The organism is Phaeodactylibacter luteus (genome assembly GCF_007993045.1).
GTDB classification, from domain to species: Bacteria; Bacteroidota; Bacteroidia; order Chitinophagales; family Saprospiraceae; genus Phaeodactylibacter; species Phaeodactylibacter luteus.
In genome coordinates this window covers 57,414-78,946 of the sequence record NZ_VOOR01000005.1, presented here as the reverse complement: position 1 = coordinate 78,946, position 21,533 = coordinate 57,414, and the positions used below count along the sequence as shown (strand labels likewise).

The 21,533-nt window shown below is 54.8% G+C and carries 16 protein-coding genes; 5 read left to right on the top strand and 11 right to left on the bottom strand.

The features are described from left to right. Positions 1–211 precede the first annotated feature (211 nt). The 4 genes from FRY97_RS03585 (at position 212) to FRY97_RS03570 (ending at position 4,507) form a co-directional block, all read left to right on the top strand. Positions 212–814: a ribonuclease HII gene (locus tag FRY97_RS03585; RefSeq protein WP_147166059.1), complete on the top strand. Its 603-nt coding sequence runs from the start codon at positions 212–214 to the stop codon at positions 812–814. Between the two features lie 224 nt (positions 815–1,038). Next, entirely contained in the window at positions 1,039–1,941 is a 903-nt protein-coding gene (locus FRY97_RS03580; protein WP_147166058.1) for a DMT family transporter, read from the top strand. A gap of 92 nt (positions 1,942–2,033) precedes the next feature. Beyond that, entirely contained in the window at positions 2,034–3,113 is a 1,080-nt protein-coding gene (locus tag FRY97_RS03575) for an App1 family protein (protein WP_170254487.1), read from the top strand. A gap of 65 nt (positions 3,114–3,178) precedes the next feature. Continuing rightward, on the top strand, positions 3,179–4,507 hold the full coding sequence (locus tag FRY97_RS03570; RefSeq protein ID WP_147166056.1) for an MGH1-like glycoside hydrolase domain-containing protein: 1,329 nt from the start codon (positions 3,179–3,181) through the stop codon (positions 4,505–4,507). A gap of 737 nt (positions 4,508–5,244) precedes the next feature. Here the strand turns inward: FRY97_RS03570 and polA are convergent. From polA to FRY97_RS03550, 4 genes are all read right to left on the bottom strand, one after another. Then, positions 5,245–8,043, bottom strand: a complete 2,799-nt coding sequence (gene polA / locus FRY97_RS03565) for a DNA polymerase I (RefSeq protein WP_147166055.1) — start codon at positions 8,041–8,043, stop codon at positions 5,245–5,247. 32 nt (positions 8,044–8,075) lie between these two features. Continuing rightward, positions 8,076–11,177, bottom strand: a complete 3,102-nt coding sequence (locus tag FRY97_RS03560; RefSeq protein WP_147166054.1) for an efflux RND transporter permease subunit — start codon at positions 11,175–11,177, stop codon at positions 8,076–8,078. A 2-nt stretch (positions 11,178–11,179) separates the two neighbouring features. Next, positions 11,180–12,322 (bottom strand): efflux RND transporter periplasmic adaptor subunit, encoded by a 1,143-nt coding sequence (locus FRY97_RS03555; protein ID WP_170254486.1) that lies wholly within the window; start codon positions 12,320–12,322, stop codon positions 11,180–11,182. A 137-nt stretch (positions 12,323–12,459) separates the two neighbouring features. Further along, positions 12,460–14,886 (bottom strand): PAS domain-containing protein, encoded by a 2,427-nt coding sequence (locus FRY97_RS03550; RefSeq protein ID WP_147166052.1) that lies wholly within the window; start codon positions 14,884–14,886, stop codon positions 12,460–12,462. 254 nt (positions 14,887–15,140) lie between these two features. Between FRY97_RS03550 and FRY97_RS03545 the strand changes: the two genes are divergently transcribed. Then, entirely contained in the window at positions 15,141–15,563 is a 423-nt protein-coding gene (locus FRY97_RS03545) for a molybdenum cofactor biosynthesis protein MoaE (protein ID WP_147166051.1), read from the top strand. Positions 15,564–15,730: 167 nt separating this feature from the next. On the opposite strand, the gene FRY97_RS03540 is transcribed toward FRY97_RS03545, so the two are convergent. The 7 genes from FRY97_RS03540 to FRY97_RS03510 form a co-directional block, all read right to left on the bottom strand. Next, positions 15,731–16,078 carry a hypothetical protein gene (locus FRY97_RS03540; RefSeq protein ID WP_147166050.1) on the bottom strand — a complete coding sequence of 116 codons (348 nt, stop codon included), beginning with the start codon at positions 16,076–16,078 and terminating at the stop codon, positions 15,731–15,733. 13 nt (positions 16,079–16,091) lie between these two features. Then, on the bottom strand, positions 16,092–16,892 hold the full coding sequence (locus FRY97_RS03535; RefSeq protein ID WP_147166049.1) for a DUF481 domain-containing protein: 801 nt from the start codon (positions 16,890–16,892) through the stop codon (positions 16,092–16,094). Positions 16,893–17,026: 134 nt separating this feature from the next. Then, positions 17,027–18,292 (bottom strand): hemolysin family protein, encoded by a 1,266-nt coding sequence (locus tag FRY97_RS03530; RefSeq protein ID WP_246141535.1) that lies wholly within the window; start codon positions 18,290–18,292, stop codon positions 17,027–17,029. 35 nt (positions 18,293–18,327) lie between these two features. Beyond that, positions 18,328–18,903, bottom strand: a complete 576-nt coding sequence (gene lptC, locus FRY97_RS03525; RefSeq protein WP_147166048.1) for an LPS export ABC transporter periplasmic protein LptC — start codon at positions 18,901–18,903, stop codon at positions 18,328–18,330. Positions 18,904–19,015: 112 nt separating this feature from the next. Next, the gene (locus FRY97_RS03520; RefSeq protein ID WP_147166047.1) at positions 19,016–19,324 is read right to left on the bottom strand and encodes a DUF4286 family protein; all 309 of its coding nucleotides are present in this window, start codon (positions 19,322–19,324) and stop codon (positions 19,016–19,018) included. Between the two features lie 29 nt (positions 19,325–19,353). Then, a complete protein-coding gene (gene murA, locus FRY97_RS03515) occupies positions 19,354–20,670 on the bottom strand; it encodes a UDP-N-acetylglucosamine 1-carboxyvinyltransferase (RefSeq protein WP_147166046.1) in 1,317 nt (438 codons plus the stop codon). Positions 20,671–20,803: 133 nt separating this feature from the next. Beyond that, positions 20,804–21,514: a DUF4290 domain-containing protein gene (locus tag FRY97_RS03510; protein ID WP_246141533.1), complete on the bottom strand. Its 711-nt coding sequence runs from the start codon at positions 21,512–21,514 to the stop codon at positions 20,804–20,806. Between the last annotated feature and the right edge of the window lie 19 nt (positions 21,515–21,533).

The following is a 21,533-nucleotide window of genomic DNA, read 5'->3' as shown; positions in this document are numbered from 1 at the left end:
ATACACCTGAGGAGCCAAGCCCTCCGGTAGTTTTCGGGTATATATGGCCAGGGTGCCGGTAATAAAACGTACAAAGGGCCCGGGTTGTGTGTAAGGGATGCTATGTTAGCATCCAAACCGTTATTTGGCAAAGCGGGCAGCAATCAAGGGGTGGTTATAGATTGCGAATACCAAGCTATATATTTACCCCGACTAATTCAACGCTTGAAGCATGTTATTACCCCATTTGGAGGCTGGCAGACGGGAAGCAGGGTGCGACGAGGCCGGCAGGGGCTGCCTGGCTGGCCCCGTCTTTGCTGCTGCGGTCGTCCTCCCGCCCGGTTTTGCCCACCCTTTGCTCAATGATTCCAAGAAATTGAGCGAAAAGCAGCGCTATGCTGCACGTGCGGTGGTAGAACAAGAAGCGCTCGCCTGGGCGGTGGCAGAAGTAAGCCCCGCCGAAATCGATGAAGTCAACATCCTGAACGCTTCCTTCCTGGCCATGCACCGGGCTATTGACCGCCTGAGCCTTGCCCCACAGGCGCTGCTGATTGATGGCAACCGGTTCAAGCCTTACCCGGAGGTGCCCCACCATTGTATCATCAAAGGCGATGGGAAGTTCCTCTCTATCGCGGCGGCTTCCATCCTGGCCAAGACTTACCGCGATGACTATATGATGCAGCTGCATGAAGCTTACCCCTATTACTGCTGGAGCCAGAATAAAGGCTACCCTACCCGTGCCCACCGGCTGGCTATTCAGGAGCATGGGGCTTCCCCTCACCACCGAAGGTCTTTCCGCCTGCTGCCTGGCACGGCACAGGGGAGTTTGTTTTGATTGGGCACCCCGCTTTTTGGGGCCTTAACGCTGGCACAGGAGCTGTGGACATCCAAAACGTCATAATGCTTATGCGCTTCCGGGCCTGTCCGAGCTCCCCCCTGAGCGGGTTTCAGGGCTTTAGCCCCGTAGGGGCGGCACCATTACCCGTCCTATAAAATTGCAAAACCAGCTGGGAAACAGCCCGGCTTGCGTACCTTTGCCCCCTTGAAAAACAACTTCACATGCAAGCAGAAAAAAGGGCGTACCTCGAGCTGCACATCGCAGTTTTCCTGTTTGGGTTCACCGCTATACTTGGCGATTTGATACAGTTGTCCGCCCTTGTCATGGTCTGGTGGCGGGTCCTGATTACCAGCTTCAGCCTCTTGTTTCTGATACGGGCAGGGAAGGCGTTACGCAAAATGCCCCGGCCACTGCTCTACCGGTTTATGGGGATAGGGGTCATCGTAGCCCTGCACTGGGTAGCATTTTACGGGGCGATCAAGCTCTCCAATGCCTCGATCACGCTGATCTGTATGGCCACGACCTCCTTTTTCACCTCCCTGCTGGAGCCCTTCATAATGAAGCAGCGGATACGCTGGTACGAGATGCTGCTGGGCCTAGTGATCATCCCCGGCATGGCGCTTATTGTCAACAGCACCGAAGCGACGATGAACACAGGCATCTTGGTGGGCCTGCTCTCAGCTTTTCTGGCTGCTTTTTTTGCCACCCTCAACAAAAAGTACATCGGCCAGACCGATGAGCTGACAACTACCTTCGTAGAACTGGGCAGTGCCTGGCTTTTCCTTTGCCTGGTGCTGCCGGCCTATATTTGGCAGAGCGCAACGCCGGTACAAATCCTGCCCCTTTCTGGCATGGACTGGTTCTACCTCGTGGTGCTTTCCCTATTGTGTACTACTCTAGCCTATGTGCTTGCGCTGCGCGCGCTGCGCCACCTCACTGCATTTGCGTCCAACCTGACCGTCAACCTAGAGCCGGTGTACGGGATTGCCCTGGCCTGGCTGCTGCTGAATGAGAACGAGGAGCTGGCCCCCGGCTTTTATGCGGGCGTAGGCATCATCCTCTTGGCGGTATTCAGTTACCCGCTCATCCGTCGATGGCGCCGCAAGAGGGGCTTGCCCACATAGCGGCAAATGGGGAGGGGCCTGATTTTAGAGCGCAGCCCTCCTTATCTACTTGTGTTTTTGTAACTTCCCTACCGGATTAAAACACAATGCCTTTGAAGCGCTCGATGCTGCGGACGCTGAAACGAATTGACCGGTGGGTGGCCCGCATCAACCGGACGGTAAAGGAATGGCTGGGGCTAAAGCCCAACTGGCCAGTGCTCATCTTGCCCTACCGGGGCTATGTGTCCGGGCGGCGGCTGGTGCTCCGGGGGCGGGTCCTTAAAGACCGCCGTATCCTCAAAGATGAGGTCAACTCCAGCTGGCGGGCGCTCATGAACAACTACAAGCGCTTCAATAGCCGGGAGGTGTCCGGCGCGGCGGTCCACATCAATGCAGATGGGCACACCCTGGAGGCTGTGACCGATGAGGAGGGCTACTTCATCATTGATACACAGCTGCCCTCAGCCTTCCCCTCCGGCGGGCCTCAATGGAAACGCATACAGCTTGAGCTGCATGCCACTCCAAACCGGCAGGTGCATGCCACGGCCAACGGCAAGGTATTGGCCCCTGGGCCGGAAGCAGAGTTTGGCTGCATCAGCGATATCGACGATACGGTACTGAAAACTGATGTCACCTCTCTGCTCAAGCTGCGGGTATTGTACCATACTTTGTTGAAGACTGCCCCGCTCCGGCAGTCGTTCAATCAAGCGGCCCCCTTTTTCCAAGGGCTGCGCAATGGCATGGCCGGGCGGCCTGTCAACCCTTTTTTTTATGTCTCAAATAGCCCATGGAACCTGTATGACTTGCTGGAGGAGTTCCTTTCGCTCAACGAGCTGCCGGACGGCCCTATACTGCTGCGCGATTTTGGGCTGCCTTATCAGGAGCACCCCGAAGGCTACCTGGGCCATAAGCACAGCAGCATCCTCAATATCCTGGAGACTTACCCTAGCCTTCCCTTTGTCCTCATTGGAGACAGCGGAGAACGGGACCCCTACATTTATGAAGCGGTGGCAAGGAGCCATCCGGGACGGATTAAAGCGATATACATACGTGATGTGCGTTCTATCAGCCGTGCCCGTAGGCTGAAGCGGTTCATTGCCGAAACCGGCGCAGATATACAGCTGGTACAAAACTACAGGGAGGCTGCCCTGCATGCCGTCAGGCATGGGCTCATGCTGCCGGCTGGGCAATAATAGCCTGGTATGGTGCCACCTTGCCCTGCAAGTGTTATTTTTACAGGCAAACCCAAATTGCAAATATGGATATTGACCCTCAGCAGCTCAGGGAGCAGGCCATTGCCGTACTCGATAACAACTGGAATGGACGGTTTACCAAGCCTGCCCCAAGCCTTTATCCCCACCAATGGAATTGGGATGCCGGCTTTATTGCAATTGGCAACGCGCACCACAACTTGGAGCGGGCTATGGCCGACCTGCGCCACCTCTTCAGCGGGCAATGGGCCAATGGGATGCTGCCGCAGATCGTTTTTGGGGACGACCCCAACGCGCGCTACTTCCCCGGGCCTGATTTTTGGCAAGGGCACCGCTCTGCCCATGCCCCACAGCGCCCTGCCACCTCGGGCATCAGCATGCCGCCGGTGCATGGGTTTGTGCTGTGGCGGCTTTATGAGCTGGCCGCCGATAAAAGCGCAGCACGGGCTTTCCTGAAGGAGATGTACCCCAAGGTGATGGCCCTGCACCGTTACCTCTATACCTACCGCGACCCCCACGAGGAGGGGCTCGTCTACATCCGCCACCCCTGGGAGGGCGGTACCGATAATTCCCCTATCTGGGATGCTGCCTTGGCACGAATGGCCATCGACCCCGATGCGCTGCCTCCGTACGAGCGCAAAGACCTCCAAAACCCCAAAGCAGCGGCCCACCGCCCTACTCAACAGGACTACGACCGCTATGTGTACCTTGTCGACTTGTTCCGCAAATGCGACTATGAGGACGATGCGATCTTCAAGGCTTGCCCCTTCCTGATTCAAGACCCTCTGTTCAATGGGGTGCTTTCTTGGTCGAATGAGGCCCTTATCCAAATCGGCAGCCTGCTCGGGGAAGACATTGCGGAGCCTTTGCAATGGCACGAGCTCACCATCTGGGCTATGAACGACAAACTGTGGGACGAGGAACGGGGGCTGTACAATGCCTATGACCTCTACCACGATGAGCTCATCCCTGTGCATACATCTTCTGGCTTGATGCCCCTCTGTGGGCAGGTGCCCGATCAGGAGCAGGCGGAGCGGATGCTGCAGGTACTAGAAAGCTCGATGTTTGGGGGGACAGACCAAGGCATATGGCTATGCCCGACGTACAGCTTGCTGGCGCAAGATGTGGATTACCAAAAGTATTGGCGGGGCCCGGTCTGGATCAACTTGAACTGGCTGTTGTACCAAGGGCTGATGCGGTATGATATGGCCGATATGGCCCAAAGGGTAAAGCAGCACAGCCTTGATCTGATGGCCCGGTCCGGTTTTTATGAGTACTTCGACCCCCGGGTGGATACGCCTGGGGAGCAGGGCTGTGGCACAGACCGTTTTTCTTGGTCGGCTGCTTTGTGCATAGACTGGCTGGCGGAGGGCTAAGCCACTGTGGAGGCCGTCAAAGGTATTGGCTTCTGCTGCCAGTCTTTGGCAGGCGTGCCTTGCCTGTTTTTTTTCAAGGCGCTCTGGGCGCAAACCAGATTGTCGTTTTTCTGGATGGGGCCTGCCCCTGCCAACGGGCAGGTGCCGCTATGCTGCGGGGCTCGCTGTCCGCTCGGCCCTAACGGGCTTGCCACCCCTTCGCAGCGCTAGGCCAATGCCAGGCTAAAGCTAGAAAAACATAAACACCTGCGACATTTTGGTTTACGCCCGGCGCTCTTTTGGTGCACATATTTTCTTGAGCTGCTGTAGCAAGGGCCTATCGCCCGAACAGGGGAGCGGCAGTGATGTGGAGCCCCTTGGCCCGCAGGGCTGAGGAAGCATCCGAAGGGCGGAACGTAACGCCCCGCCTCAGAGGAGCTGCCGAGGGCGGGGGCCGCCCAAAGACTTTAGAGCGAAAACCCTTTCCGCTTTTGTGCATAAAAAGCGGGACTTGGCTAAGCTCCGGTTTTCGGGTCTCGGCTAATCAAAAAATGGCTAGTGCCTTAAGCCATAAATCTCTGATACTTAAGTTGAAGTTATTTTCCGGCTAATCAAGGCGAAGGTTCGCGGCTTTAGCCCAAGCTAAAGGAGCGGTTCTTTAACGAAGAGTAGGCGGAAAAGAACGAAACTTGGGGGGTCAAGGGTTTATGGCTTGAGGCACTAATTTCCGACTAGAAGGCCAAAATCCCAACACGCTATTAATGCGCTTCCCTCCAATTGGCACCTATGCCCATCTCTACGAGTATCGGCACTTTGAGGCCGGGCATGGCATTGACCATTTTGTCCTCGATGATAGGCATGATGGTTTCGAGCTCGTCCTTGTGAGCGTCGAATACGAGTTCGTCATGCACCTGCAAAATCAATTTGGACTTGAACTTCCGCTGTTCGAACTCGCGGTTGATGTTGACCATAGCGATTTTGATCAGGTCTGCAGCAGTGCCTTGGATGGGGGTATTGATGGCGTTGCGCTCAGCATGGCTGCGGAGCACTCCGTTGCGGGAGTTGATATCGCGCAAGTGGCGGCGCCGCCCCATTAAGGTTTTGACGAAGCCTTGGTTTCTAGCTTGCTCGACGGTTTGGTCCATATAGCCTTTGAGGCCAGGGTAGCGGTCGAAATACTGGTCGATGAGCGCTTTGGCCTCGCTGCGCTTGATGCCAAGCTGCTGAGAGAGGTTGGTGGCGCCTGCACCGTAGATGAGTGCGAAGTTGACCGTTTTGGCCCGGTAGCGGTGCTCGCGGGTCACGGCGTCATAGTCCACATTGAATACGCGGGCTGCGGTAGCGCGGTGTACATCTTTGCCAGACTGAAAAGCTTCGAGCATGGCTTCATCCCCGCTCATTTCCGCGATAAGGCGGAGCTCAATTTGGGAATAGTCAGCAGCGAGGAGGACGTAGTCTTCATCCCGAGGGATGAAGGCTTCTCGTACTTTAGCCCCTTCCGGGGTACGGATAGGGATATTTTGCAGGTTGGGGTTGTTGGAGCTGAGGCGGCCGGTAGCAGTCAGTGCTTGGTTGAAGGAGCTGTGGATGCGGCCGGTGCGTGGGTTGATGAGCTTGGGCAAGGCATCAACATAGGTAGACTTCAGCTTGGTGAGCCCACGGTAATCGAGGATTTTATCCACGATGGGATACTCTGCTGCCAGTTCGGCCAGTTTTTCTTCGCTGGTGGAATATTGGCCAGACTTAGTTTTTTTGAACCGGTAGGGCAGCTCCATTTTATCGAAGAGGATTTCGCCCACCTGTTTTGGGGAAGCGACATTGAAGGTTTCGCCTGCCATTTCGTGCACCTCTTTTTCGAGGGCATCAATTTGCCCGCTCAGTTCTATGCTGTAGGCATTCAGGAAGCCTGCGTCGATGCGGATGCCTTCGTACTCCATATTGACGATGGCGCGGACAAGAGGGGCTTCGATATCCCGGTAAAGGGCATCAAACCCTTCTTCTTTGATTTTTGGTGCGAGGTATTCTTTGAGCTGAAGGGTGATATCCGCATCCTCTGCGGCATAGTCCAGTACATCGGCAGGGAGCAGGTCGCGCATATTTTTTTGCCCTTTGCCCTTCTTGCCGATCAGGGCCTCTATGGCTACGGGCTGGTACTTGAGGTAAGTCTCCGCCATGTAGTCCATGCCATGGCGCAGCTCCGGCTCAAGCAGGTAGTGGGCGATCATGGTATCGAAATAAGGTCCTTTGACATCGATACCGTAATGGCGCAGGATAAGGGCATCGTACTTTAAGTTTTGGGCGATTTTTTCCTTGCTCTCATCCTCGAATACAGCTTTGAACTGCTGTACAGTGCGAGTGGCAGCTTCGAAGCCGGCCGGTACAGGCACGTAATATGCCTCGTGGGGTGCCATAGAAAAAGACATGCCTACCAGTTCGGCCTGTGTTGCATCCAAACCTGTGGTTTCTGTATCAAAGCAGAAAGCCGGTGCATCCATAAGTTTTTGGAGCAAGGCTGCTATCTGTTCCTCTTTTTCGGCCAAAAAGTACTGATGCTCCGTGTTGGCCAAGTTTTTGTTGGCTACAGAATGGGCTGGGGGTGCGGAGGAGCTTTCCTTTGGCTGCTCCGTTGGGGCCTGGGGTGCAAACAAGTCGCCTTGTGCGCCAGCTTCGGGCGCTCCATCTTCGCCCAAGATCTGACGGGCGATGCTCCGGAACTCGAGCTCTCTGAAAAGATCGGCCAGGCGGTCCTTGTCAGGGGGGTCAATTTGGAATTGTGCAGCATCAAACTGTATGGGGGCTTCTGTATCGATGATGGCCAGTTTTTTGGACAATAGGGCTTGTTCGCGGTGTTCTTCTAAACGTTCGCGCTGTTTGCCCTTGAGCTTGTCGGCCTGCTCCACTAGGTTCTCCACAGAACCGAACTCTGCCAAGAGCTTAGCAGCGGTCTTAGGGCCGATGCCCGGCACGCCGGGGATGTTGTCTACACTATCGCCCTGCAGCCCAAGCATATCGATGACCTGCTCTACGCGCGCTACTTTCCATTTGTCCAAAATTTCCGGCACGCCCATGATATCGACGCCATTGCCTTGGCGGGAAGGGCGGTAAAGGAAGATGTTGTCGGAAACGAGCTGCCCGAAGTCTTTATCGGGTGTGACCATGTACACGGTGAAGCCCTCTTTCTCGGCCTGTTTGGCCAAGGTACCGATGACGTCATCGGCCTCATACCCATCAACGGTTACGATAGGGATGTGAAAAGCTTTGACGATGGCTTCGATATAAGGTATGGCAACGACAATATCCTCCGGCTGTGCCTCCCGGTTGGCTTTGTAGGGCTCGTACATTTCGTGCCGGAAAGTGGGGGTGGAAAGGTCAAAGGCCACAGCAATATGCGAAGGCTTATGCTCCTGCATGAGGTCCCATAGGGTACGGGTAAAACCCATGACCGCAGAGGTGTTCACCCCTTTGGAGTTGATGAGGGGGCGGTTGATAAAGGCAAAATGGGCGCGGTATACTAGCGCGTGGCCATCTAGAAGGAATAGTTTTTTTTCTGCTGACATGCCGTTCAAGGTTCAGTTTGTGGGGTCCGTGGTCAGGATGCGGCAGAAGCTTCTTCTTCTGCCTCAAGTATGGCTTGCTCCCGCTTTATCCGGTTGGATTCCTTGCTCGAAAGGTAGGAATAAATGGCGGGAATCACGTAGAGCGTGAGGACGGTGGCGAAGACCAGCCCCCCAATCACTGCAATGCCCATAGAAACCCGGCTCTCGGAGCCGGCACCGAGGGCAAGGGCGATGGGCAGTACGCCCAGTATAGTGGAAAGGCTTGTCATCAAAATAGGCCGGAAGCGGGCTTCGGCCGCTTCTTTGATGGCTTCCATACGGCTCAGGCCGGCCTCTTTGCGCTGATTGGCGAACTCGACAATGAGGATGCCGTTTTTGGCGACCAGCCCAATAAGCATGATGATACCGATCTGGCTAAAGATGTTGAGGGTCTGTCCATACATCATGAGCGACAATACAGCCCCCGCAATAGCCAGGGGAACGGTGAACATGATGATGAAGGGGTCTACGAAGCTCTCGAACTGTGCAGCCAATACCAGATAAATGAGCAGTAGCGCCAGGCCGAAAGCAAAGAGGAGGCTGGATGAGCTCTCGGCAAAATCGCGCGAGGTACCGGTCAGGGTAGTATAGAACCCAGAATCCAGTACTTCTGCTGCAATCTGGTCCATAGCTTCAATGCCATCGCCTATGGTCTTATCTCCGGCCAGCCCGGCGGAAACAGTAGCGGAGGCAAAGCGGTTGAAGCGGTAGAGGGTAGGCGGTGTGGTCTGCTCCCGGAAGCTCACCAGGTTGTCCATCTGTATCATCTCGCCCCGCTCGTTCCGCACGTAGAGCGAGCGGAGGTCGACCGGCTCGTCCCGCCCGGAGCGCTGAATCTGGCCAATAACCTGGTACTGCTTCCCGTCTTTGATAAAGTAGCCGAAGCGCTGCCCACTGAGCCCCAGCTGTAGGGTACGTGCGATATCCAGAACGGATACGCCCAAGTCCCGGGCTTTTTGCCGGTTGATCTCGATGTTCAGCTCAGGCTTATTGAACTTCAGGTCGACATCGACAATACTAAAGGTAGGGTCTTGGCGGACCGCCTCTACAAACCGGGGCAGGTTTTCCTTCAGGGACTCGAAGTTAGGGGCTTGCAGCACATACTGTACCGGAAGCCCTCCCCGGCGGTTGCCAATACTCTGCTCTTGGCTGAGGTAGGTCACGGCCCCAGTCAGCTTACTGACCTCGGGCTGCATGGCATTAAGGATTTCCTGCTGCCCGCGCTCCCGCTCACCGGCAGGGCTGAGCACAGAAAAAGCAAAGCCAGAGTTGACGGACGTGGAAGCACCAAAGCCTGGAGAGGTAACAGAGATGACCCCTTCGCTCTCTGGGGCCTCTTTCATCATCACGCGCACCAGCTCATTCATGTAAGCGTCCATGTACTCGAAGGTGGCCCCTTCTGGCGCACGGGCAAAGGCACGGATACGGCCCCGGTCTTCCAAGGGGGCAAGCTCCTGTGGCAAGCCTCCGCCTATGGAGTAGATGGCCCAGCCTGAAATGCCCATGACGACGACAGCCAGCCAACGGAAGCGCATAAAACCATTGAGCGTGGACCGGTACCCTTTGGTCAGCCCCACAAAAAATGGCTCCGTCACCCGGTAAAACCAAAGGGGGCGTTCCCGCTTTTTAAGGATCTTGCTGGCCAGCATGGGCGTGAGCGTGAGGGCCACAAAGGAAGATATGACCACGGCACCTGCAATGACAATGCCAAATTCCCGGAACAAACGCCCGGTCAGGCCTTGTAGGAAAATCACGGGCATAAATACCGCTACAAGGGCGACTGTAGTCGCAATAACCGCGAAGAAGATCTCTTCGGAGCCCTTCAGGGCAGCCTGCAGGAGCGTCATACCACTCTCTATCTTGGCGTAGATGTTCTCTAGTACGACCACTGCATCATCTACGACCAGGCCAATGGCCAGGACGACGCCCAATAGGGTCAGTACATTAATGGAGAAATTGGCTGCGTACATGATGAAGAAAGCCCCAACGAGAGCAATGGGGATGACGACGACCGGGACGAGGGTGGTGCGCCAGTCGCGCAGGAAGAGGAAGATGATCATGACCACCAGGCCGAAGGCTACGTAGATGGTCTGTTCTACTTCATCTATAGAATCTCTGATGAACTGTGTTTTATCGAAGCCGATGCCCAGCTTGATGTCTTCGGGCAAGTCTTTTTTGATCTGCTCCAAGCGGCGGTAGAACTCGTCCGCTATCTCAATATTATTTGCCCCTGGCTGTGGCACAATGGCATTGCCGACCATAGGTACTGCATCCCGTTTCAGGACAGTCCGGAGGTTTTCCGGCCCGAGCTCTGCATAGCCGATGTCCCGGAAACGGACCAAGCGCCCTCCCTCTTCCCGTATGATCAAGTCGTTGAACTCCACAGCTGAGGTCAGCCGCCCCTGCGTGCGCACGGTCAGTTCAGTGGTAGCGCCTTCTACGCTTCCCGATGGAAGTTCGATGTTCTCCCTTTCCAGGGCTTGCTGCACATCGAGTGGCGTGAGGCCATACGCAGCCAGGCGGTCGGGATCGATCCACATGCGCATAGCGTAGCGTTTGCTCCCCCAGATGCGGATTTCGCTCACACCCTTTATGGTCTGCAGCCGTTCTTTAAAAACATTTTCGGCAATATCGGTCAGCTCCAGCAGGGAGCGCTGATCACTCCGGATATTGAGGAAGATGATGGGGTCGCTATCTGCATCTGCTTTGGAAACGATGGGCGGGTCTGTATCAGCAGGCAGGGAGCGGACCACCTGGGAAACCTTATCGCGCACATCATTGGCGGCAGTTTCCAGGTCTATTTCCAAGTCAAATTCTACGGTAAGGGTAGAGCGGCCATCGCGGCTAACGGAGGTAATGGAGCGGATGCCGGCTATACCATTGACGGCCTCTTCTATAGGCTCTGTGATCTGCGACTCGATGATATCCGCATTGGCCCCTACGTAATTGGTAGAAATGGTGATGATAGGCGGGTCTACGCTAGGGTATTCCCGTATGCCCAGGTAGGTCAGGCCGATAAGGCCAAAGAGGATAATGACAATAGAGAAAACCGAGGCCAGTACGGGCCGGCGTATGCTTATGGAAGACAGGCTCATGGCTATGGGTTGATCTTGGTAATGGTGATGGGGGTGCCGGGCTTCAGCTGTAGTATGCCACTGGTGATGACGGTATCCCCTGGCTCAAGGCCCTCCGTGATCTGAATGTCCCGTTCCCGGCGTATGCCTGTTTTGACCACTACGGGGGTGGCGGCACCATTCCTGGCTACCATCACCTTTTTCTCGTTGATTTCTGGTATGATGGCTTCGGTAGGCACGGTTATAGCGCCATCGAAGGAGGCCAGCTCCACCTGTACGTTGGCAAAAGCGCCGGGCAAGATAGCCCCATCTGCATTTGGGGCGCTAGCCTTGTACCTGAGGGTACGCGTTGCTGCGTTGATATTGGGCTCCCGGGCTTGTACGGTGGCGGTGAAGGCTTCTTCGACCCCATCAAGGCGGAATTCGATTTTTGAACCTGGCTTTACGGCAGTGCTGTACTTTTCCGGTACGTCAAACTCTAGCTTGATCGGATTGGTGCTCACGAGGCTGACCACAGCTGTGCCCGGAGAGAGGTAGCTGCCTTCCGAGACCATCCGCAGGCCTAGCTTTCCGGCAAAAGGGGCCCGGACGACCCGCTTTTCCAGCTGTGCATCCACAAGGGCGATATCTGCTTCCACTTTTTCTACTTCAGCCGCGGCTACCTCATAATCCTGCAGGCTGACGCCTTCCTTTTCGTAGAGCGCCTGGAGCCGTTCTGCGATTTTTCCATTGAGGTTGCGCTGTACGACCAAGCGCTCGCGCTCTGCTTGCAGCTCGTCTTTGTCAAGCTCCAACAGCACCTGCCCTTTTTTGCAGTATTCGCCTTCGCGGAAGAGGATGCGCGTAATTTTGCCAGGTACCTCAGCAGTGATGGCCACCTCCTCATTGGGCACCGTAGAACCATTCACGGCAATAGCGTCGCGCAGGGGCGCTGCCCGGGCGATCATCGCTTCTACAGGCAAAATATCGGCAGGAGCTGCACCGGCAGGGGCTGCGGTTGTTTCTTTTTTTGGAGCTGGCTCGTCCTGGCCAGTGAACCGGCCCTGCAGGAGGATGGCAGCGGCGATGACAGCAGCTGCACCAAGTAGGGCGAGGGCTCGAGTTGATTTTTTCGTCATGGTAAAACAGGCGTTCAGATAGTCAATAGGCAGTAGTGATACAAGCAAAGGCGCTTCACTGCGCTTTTCCCAGGTAGGCAGGCCAAGCGCAAATTGCAAGTAGATACAGATAGTAACCCGCCTGCAAGGCCGAAGGTTTGGGCTGTGGCGCAATCTTCCCGACAGCATTGGATTTCCTGGCGCTTCTAAACCTTCAAAGTGAAAAAGACAGTGGTGCCTTCTCCTATCTCAGATTCCATCCATATGCGGCCAAAGTGCAGCTCGACAATTTTTTTGCAATGGGTAAGCCCTATGCCTGTGCCCTCGTATGCGGTACGGCTGTGCAAGCGCTGAAAAATTTTAAAAACCCGTTCCAGGCTCTCCTTGGCTATGCCGATCCCGTTATCGCTTACGCTAAATTTCCAATAGCCCGGTATCCGCTCAGCGCCGATCCGGATAACTGGGCTGCGCCCTGGGCTACGGAACTTGATGCCGTTCCCGATCAGGTTCTGGAACAGCAGCCGCAGCTCCAGTTCATACCCAGTAAGGCTGGGCAGGTCTCCCACAATCAGAACGGTATCGGTATCCCGGATAAGCCCTCCCAAGTCTTGCTCTACCTGTTGCAACAATTGGGGCAAGACGACTGTCGAGGCCACACGATTGCTCCCCAAGCGGCTATAATCCAGCAGGCTGTCTATCAATTGGCTCATCCGCTTAGCGGCATCTGTCATATAGTAAAGGTACTCCCGGCCATCTTCATCCAAGAGCTCATGGTAACGACGGTGCAGCAGGCCCGCAAAGCTGCTGATGGTGCGCAGGGGCTCCTGCAAATCGTGGGAAGCCACATAAGAGAATTGTTCGAGCTCGCTGTAGCGGGTGGTCAGCTCCTCCGACTTCCGCTTCATCTCCTCCATCTCTTTTTGCAGCGTAATGTCCTGAGCCATGCCATACCATACCGTTGAGCCATCGGAGCGCTGCTCCGGGCGGGCGGAAATACCCAGCCAAATCGTGGAGCCGCTTTCGTGCTGAAAGCGGAAGTCGGCCTGTAGCCGCCGCCCACGGGAAGCTGACTTTAAGATTTCACGCTTCAGTTCCTCTCGGTCTTCCGGGTTGATGAGATCGAACAGGGCATAAGGGTCTTTACTGATACGGGCGGGGGTGAGCCCTTTCCTGATTTTCCGGATGCCCTCACTGATAAAGGGCAGAGAGAAAGTACCATCTGTTTTTTGCTCAATCTGGAAAATAGCTCCCGGCACGTTGGCCGTAAGGCGCTGCAAGCGCAGCTCGCTCTCCAGTAGTTCGCGCCGGCTGCGGATATGCTCAAGGATATTGGCAAATACTTGTGCAGACAATTGCAAGAATTCTAGCTCTGCACCAGAATAGTGATGATAGCTCTCCACTGAGTCTAGCCCCATAAAGCCTATGCATTGGGTTTGATGCTGCATAGGCACAGCCAACAGGCTTTTGATGCCTTGTGGCTCCAATATATCGCGTAGCCCGCCTTCCGGCAAGGCGGGCACATTGGGAATGTGCATCGGCAGGCCGGCCAAGTGGTGCTCCAGCCAATCGGGCACCGCCTCCAACGGCACATCTTGCAGGTTTTCTATTTCTGGGGACACCCCATCTGCGCACCACTCATAGAGGTTGGAAGTGGTGCCTGCCTCAAAGTCATAATCAAAAATATAAACCCGGCCTGCCCCAACCATACGGCCTATTTCGCCTAGTGCTTGGTCTATCCCCGCGCCCACATCCTCCATCGGCATGTTGATGAACCGTGCAGTAATCTGCCTGAGCTGCTCCTGCATTTTGGCCTGTTGGTCCAGCTCAGCTGCCGCAGACTTTTGTGCGCTCACATCTAGGATCAGGGTGTCCCAAACGATACTGCCATCGGGCTGCGACCGGGGTATGCCCCGCCCTTCCAGCCACTTCACTTCTGTACCGACTCTGATGCGCCAGCTGTGGTTCCAGAAGGTTTTCAGTTGGGCAGAATGTTGGATAGATTTTTTGAAGCCTTCCACATCTTCCGGCACAACAGTCTGCCACAACTGGCCGAGCCAGTCATCTGCCAGGCGTTCCTCTGTTATCCCCCAGATCACGCCCCCTCCCCTGCTCATATACAGCAGCTCGTCCGTGCCATCGGTATTGAGCCGGTAACGAAGTATGACTCCGGTATCCTGATCAAAAAGGCTTTCCAATAAGCTTTTGGATACCCTTAGCTCCTGCTCTGCGGTCACATCCTGGTGCCCGCCAAGCATGCGCAGGGGCACTCCCTTTTCGTCTCTAAGTGCAATACCGTAGCAGCGTATCCAACGGTAAGCGCCATCGCGGTGCAGGTAGCGGACCTCCTCTTTGAGCGGATGGGCAGCGTCCTGAAGGTGTTGCTGCACCGCAGCGTACAACCGCTGATAGTCTTCGGGGTGGACCAAGTCCTTCCATGCCTCCGGGCTATGGGGCATCTGGGCAGGGTCATAGCCCAGCGTTTCCCAAAAACGGGCATCCATCCACTCGTGCTCAGGCTGTTGGAGGTCCCAATACCAAATGCCATCGGGGGCCGATTGCTCGATGAAACGGCGTACCGCTCCGTCTGATAGCACCTTTTCGTAGAGTTCCCGCTCCAAGTAATGTTTTTCCATGATGTCAGTTCTAATACCAAATAGGAAAGCCGCGCAAGCCTGAGGGCCTATATAAAGGGGCAGGCTCGAAACGTAGTCTATGCTGCCGTGTACCGGTAATGGGAAATCAAGGTGAGAAAAGCGCTGATAAACAGGATGCTCCTGCTTGACAGAAATACAAAGTTAAGTAACTTTAGATATCCCAAAAGAAAGGAAACCGTTATTTCTGCTCCCCCGAAAGCCTTTGGGGCAATCCTAAAAAACAAAAACTTGCAATGATGGAAATTGATATACAGCTGCTAGATACTCCCCTGGACGTGGCCCGCTGTACCGGCTTCGTGGCTAATGATGAGGCCGGGGCAATCAATGTATTTGTAGGGACTGTACGCCGCCAGACTCAGGGCAAACCGGTAATCCGGCTGGAGTTTGAGGCTTATGAACCTATGGCCATTGCAGAAATGAGGAAAATCGCTGAAGCAATCGGGCAGCGCTGGCCAGCGCTGAAGGTTTCCTTTCACCATCGCACCGGTACCCTCCAAATTGGAGAGGTTGCCGTGGTCATTGCCGTGGCAACGCCTCACCGGAAGGCGTCGTTCGAAGCTTGTGAGTATGCGATCGATACCCTCAAACAGACCGTCCCCATCTGGAAAAAGGAGGTTTTTGAAGATGGAGAGGTATGGGTGGCCGCGCACCCTTGAGCAGACTGCCTCGCCGTAGGCATCTGTGCAGCGAGCTGCGATAGCGCTCTGTGGGCCTCCGCGTGCTCACTGCCCCCGTGGCCACACAGGCACAACAGCAACAAGACACGGAGAAACACGGAGGGCTTTTGTGCAGCGGTAAGCCGCAAGCCAGGTTTTCTTGCCAATTAGCAAGAAATGTCCATAATATCCTGTCGGGACTGATCGAGCGCAGCATCATAAGCGTCTCGCTGCCCGGGCAAAATGCAGGGTTCTGCATCTTCCAATGCATCTACGTAATTCAGCAATGCCTGCCGGTAAGCCTCACAATTGGCTGTGGTAGGATCGTTGGCATAAGCATTGACTGTCTCGCTGATGGCTTGTAGCTCATCAGCCAGCTCTACAGAAAAATCATAGTTGTCACCACAAGGCCCGTTGGGGCCGGGGGCATCGTCATCGCTCCCGCCACAGGCAGAGAACAGGCCAAAAGACAACAGTAAAGCGATTAGCGGGAACTTGGTTTTTGAGGTCAACATGTGATATTAGGTTTTAAAGTGAAAAAGTAAATCCGTTCTTGAAATTGAGTACGGTGTTCGCGACGGGCACCGGCGGCTTAGCATCGTATACCAGCTGAAAGTAGGCCCGGAAAGACAGGTACTTCGTTACCCGAAAGGAAAGGCTGGTCTCCGAGGAGACCCTAAAGTCGCTCCAGTTCTCAAAATTGGGCTGCAGGTAAGTCACATGTGTCAGGGCGAAGGCTTCTCCGGCTTCAAAATGCCCCGACAGGTAGGTGCTCAGCCGGTTGTCAAACAAACTGGCCGGCACCCGCTCCGGCTCTGCGCCCCGGAAGATATTTACCGACTGCTCGTGCTCGTACATATAAAGTGCGCCAAAGAAGAGGGCGGCAGTGTCCGATTCCAATAAGCGTAAGCGAGGCCCTGTACCAGAAAGCAAACGGCGGGTGATCTGTTGCACATCGTCGAGCTGCATCTGCCCAAATACCTCCCAAGTCAGGAATGGCGAAAGCACCCTGTTGTAGCGGATATGTGCAAAGGTATTATTGGCGAGCTGGCGCGGGGGCCCGTCGTCTTCAAGGTCATCGAACTGTGAGAAATTATGGGCGCCAAGGGCCAGGAAGCGGTTGCGGCCCTGCTGATACTGTAGGCGCAGGCGTGCGCCAAGGCGCAAGGTCTGTCCGGCACCGTTGCGAGTGAGCCCAAAATCAAAACCAGCCTCGGCCAATAAGCCTTCGGCATTTGCGGGCCTTTGCTTCTCTGTGTTCACCACCTGTGCAGCGGCTGAGTGCTGCACGCACCATACAAGCAGCAGTATGCAGATGTGTTTATACATATTTTGAATTAGTAAATGGAAGGAGCAGCCCGTCAGCAGCTTGGCTGAATATAGCGCACAAGGCAGTGCATTGCTCCGCCTCCGGTCAGAGCTTGCTAAGACAATTGGAGCTAAAATATAAAAAAACGAGAAGACTAAGGCTCATCCTCCTGATTATCAACCCTTTTCACCAGCCTTACGGTTTCAATTTTGGTGTCACTTACCATTTCAATCGTCACATCGTAAGCAGAGAAGCGGATTTGCTCCCCGTGCTCAGGGATGGTGCCTGTGGTGGTGACAATACAGCCCGACAAGGTGTGGTAATCGCCATCGGGCAGCCCAAGCCCATATTTTTCATTGAGGTAGTCAATCTCGAGCCGGCCAGAGAAGATATACTCCTGGCCCTCCTCCACTACCACTTCTACATACTCCTCCTGATCGTGCTCGTCTTCGATCTCGCCAAAAATCTCCTCCAGTATGTCTTCCATAGTGATGAGGCCTGAGATGCCGCCAAATTCGTCGACTACCATCGCGATATTGACCCGGTCGCGGATAAAGCGGTTGAGGAGGTCCGTGACCCTCATGGCTTCCGGCACGTAGGGAAGGTCGAGGATCAGCTGATTGATGGACCGGGGCCGTTTGAACAGCTGTTGGTGGTGAGCATACCCCAAGACATTGTCGATATCTTCCTTCACGATGATGATGCGGCTCAGCTTAGTCTCCCGGAAGCGTTGCTCCAGCTCTTCAACAGATGCATTGACATCGATGTGCTCAATTTCCGGGCGGGGGATCATGCACTCTCTCGCTCTGACATCCCTAAGGTTCAGGGCTTTGCCAAACAGCTCTTTGTCAATGTCTTCCTCTTCGTCGGTTTGGGTATTGAGGATAAAGTTTTCCAAGTCGTGGCGGGTAAAGGCATTGTCTACTTCCTCGACAGGGGTGCGCAATAGGCGGAGGAGCTGATTGGAAAGGCGGGTCATGAGCCAGGAAGGGGGCATGAGCAGCCACTTGAGGCCTTGCAGGGGCACAGCCATAAAGTAGAGGACTTCGTCTGCAAATAGGCGGAACAGCGTTTTGGGGAGGAATTCTCCAAAAATAAGCACGACCACGGTGATGATGAGAGTTTCGACAAGCAATAGCAAGAGGGGGTTCTCGGCAAAAGGGGGCCAAAGCAGCAAAGTCGGCTCAATGAGCTTGGTCATGAGGGTAGTAAAGACAACAAGAGCGATGTTGTTGCCCACGAGCATCGTCCCCAAGAAACCGGCCGGGTCTTCATAAAACCCAGAGATGATCCCTCCACGGCGGGCGCTTTTCTTTTTTTTGAGCTCTACCCGGAGCTTATTGGCAGAAACGAAGGCAATCTCTGTCCCCGAAAACAAGGCAGAAAAAAGCAGGAACAGTATGATGAGCCCAATCAACATAACTTTCTCATTTGGCGGCAGCCAGAGGTAAAACGCTATTCCTCTGTCCGCCCTGCCCCAGGTTGGTCTACTTTTATCCGCCCCTCAATCGCATTGATGCGGGAGTAGGAAAAATCCTGGTCAGCTTCAAATCCGTGCCCATAGATGACTTCATCTGGGCGGGTAATGACTACAAACTTCTTCGAATATATCTTGCCGCGGCGCTCGTCCCAAAACAATTCTTCTGTCTCCAAGGTATCCCCTTCTACACTCTTCCAGACTACACTGTCACGTACAACAACTTCTGCCTTATTCTCCAGGCGAAGCCCGTAGAGGGCGGTCAGTTGGGAAGTGATTGCCCCATCAGCATCAAAAAAATCTACATTCACCCCATCTGGGAACTCTTGCTGTGGCTCGGCCCGGTCCAGGTGGTAAAGCATCGTTGGGCCAGTGACCCTGACCCTGACCTGTGCAGAATCGCTGTACAAGATTTCTACGTTGTGGGCAGCTTCTACCTGTGTGCTGAACTGATCGCTCATCGCCTCAATTTCAGCCATGTTGTTTTTGCAGCTGACGAGCAGCAATGCGATACACCCAACAAACCCTATTTTTTCTACCATACCTCTAAACATACACTTAGGTCTTGCCCCTCTCTAGGGAGAAAGCTGCAACAAAGATAAGCCCCTGCCTACAAAGATACACCCCCTTTGCCAGCAGGGCCGTTAAAGCCAGGTTAAGCCTGCTTTAAACGACCTCCATGAGCGTCCGGAAGGCCACGTACTTGCCCTTGTAGCGGTCGGCCACATCTTTTTGCAGGTGGTAGGCGTGCTTCTCCTGGTACAACTGGAAGGTGGCCATATTGGGGGAAATGTACTGAACGGCATAAGTGATGCCGTCTTCTTCATCTACACCAAGCAGGCGGCACATTTTATGCTCAATGAACATCCCTGTGTCCATTACAGCAGGCACGTGCACACGCTTCATCCAACGCAGCCAGTCCTGATGGATTTCATGCTCTACCTTTATGGTAACGTTGTATACGATCTTGCTCATATTATCTTTTGATTTATGCTGTGGAGCGCTCACCCCTCAATACGGCGGATTTCAGCCCCTAGCGACCGCAAGCGGCCATCGATGTTCTCGTAGCCACGGTCAATTTGGTGGATATTGTGGATAACGCTCCGCCCATTGGCCGATAAGGCCGCAATCAGGAGGGAGACGCCGGCGCGGATATCGGGGGAAGACATGGAAATGCCCCGCAGCTGATGTTTGCGCCCTAAGCCGATCACGGTAGCCCGGTGAGGGTCGCAAAGGATGATCTGTGCGCCCATATCGATGAGCTTGTCTACGAAGAAAAGCCGGCTTTCGAACATCTTTTGGTGGATGAGCACACTGCCTTTGGCCTGAGTCGCCAGTACCAGCATGATGCTCATCAGGTCAGGGGTGAAGCCTGGCCAGGGCGCATCGTATATGGTCATGATAGAGCCATCGATGAAAGTCTGTATCTCGTATTCTTCCTGTGCCGGGATACGGATATCATCCCCGCTGAACTCCAGCTTTACGCCCATGCGTTCGAACATACGGGGGATGATCCCCAGCTGATCAATACGGGCGTCCTTGATGGTCAGTTCTGATTGTGTCATTGCTGCCAGGCCGATAAAAGAGCCAATTTCAATCATATCGGGCAGCAGCCGGTGGGTTGCCCCTCCCAGCCGGCTCACCCCTTCTATGGTCAGCAGGTTGGAGCCTATGCCAGAAATCTTCGCCCCCATGCTTACCAGCATACGGCACAACTGCTGTACATAAGGCTCACATGCGGCGTTATAGATTTGGGTAACCCCTTCTGCCAGCACGGCAGCCATAAGGACGTTGGCTGTGCCCGTCACGGAAATTTCATCCATCAGGAGGTAGGCCCCCTTCAGCCGGCTGGCCTTTACCGCGTACTGCCGCTGTTCCGGCTCATAATTGAACACAGCGCCCAGGGCTTGCAGCCCGGTGAAGTGTGTATCGAGGCGGCGGCGGCCGATCTTATCCCCTCCGGGCTGAGGCAGGAAAGCCTGCCCAAAGCGAGCCAACAAGGGCGCAATGAGCATAACAGAGCCCCGGATGCGGCTGGCATCCCTCCGGAAAGCTTCCGTTTGGAAAAAGCTAAGGTCAACAGACTTGGCTTCGAAACGGTAGGTGCCGGGAGCGAGCCGCTCAACGCTTACCCCCAGGCCCGCTAAAAGCTCAAGGAGGCGGTTGACGTCTAAAATATCGGGCAGGTTGGAAATGGTTACCGGCTCTTCTGTCAGCAGGGTCGCACACAGCACCTGCAGCGCCTCGTTCTTAGCACCTTGCGGTACGACAGCGCCGCTCAATGGCTTTCCGCCAATCACTTCAAAAGCGTCTAGGGACATAGCTTGGGTTTTGTTGCCGCAAAGGTAAGGTGGCTGTAGCGCCTGCGAAAAGAACAGGGCAGAAATTATGAAGCCCTGCCCGATAAGGAGGCGGGCAGGGCTTCGTAGGGGGGCCGTCAGGGCGGTGCAAGGGTTATCGTTTGCGGCGGTAGCTGCCTCGCCCGCCGCCACGCTGACGGCTGTTGTTGCTGCTCCCGCGCTTGCCAGTAGCCCGGCGGCGGTTGTTATTGTTATTGTTGCTGTGGTGATGGCTACCGCCCTGAGTGTTGTTGTTGGTCAGGTTCTCGATAGACTCATTCTCTGACATGCTCAGCTCGCCACCAGAAAGGGATTCTAAGTCGCCTTTGATGACCTCGTCGCTCACGTAGTGCTCTTTATTCCAAGTACGGTAAGCCAGCTTCATGTAAGAGCCAATAGTAGAAACAAAGCCTTCCCGTTTTGGCCCTTCTTCCATTTCACGGGCTTTTTTGATCAGCACCTGTACATTGTGGCCATAGTGGCGATAGCGGGCTTCCATCACGGGATAGGGTACCTGATCCGGCTTTTTGCGTTTTTCATCCTCGGTGGGAGGGTCGCCGTAGGGGTAGTCTACATCAAGGTCATAGTCTGCAATGCGGAATACGTGTTTCCAGAGGCGCTCCCGGTAGTCTTCAATACTGCGGCTCTGCGGGTGCATCATCTGCATCATATCGATGATTTTCTCAATGACAGCTTGGCGCATCTCGCGGCTTTCCAGCTCTTTTGCGTAAGCAATCATCTTCTGCACGTTGCGGCCATATTCCGGTATGATGAGGTTCTCACGGTTCGAGTTATACTCCATCCCAATGTGGACAGGATCGTTCATATGTTATCTAGCTTAAGTG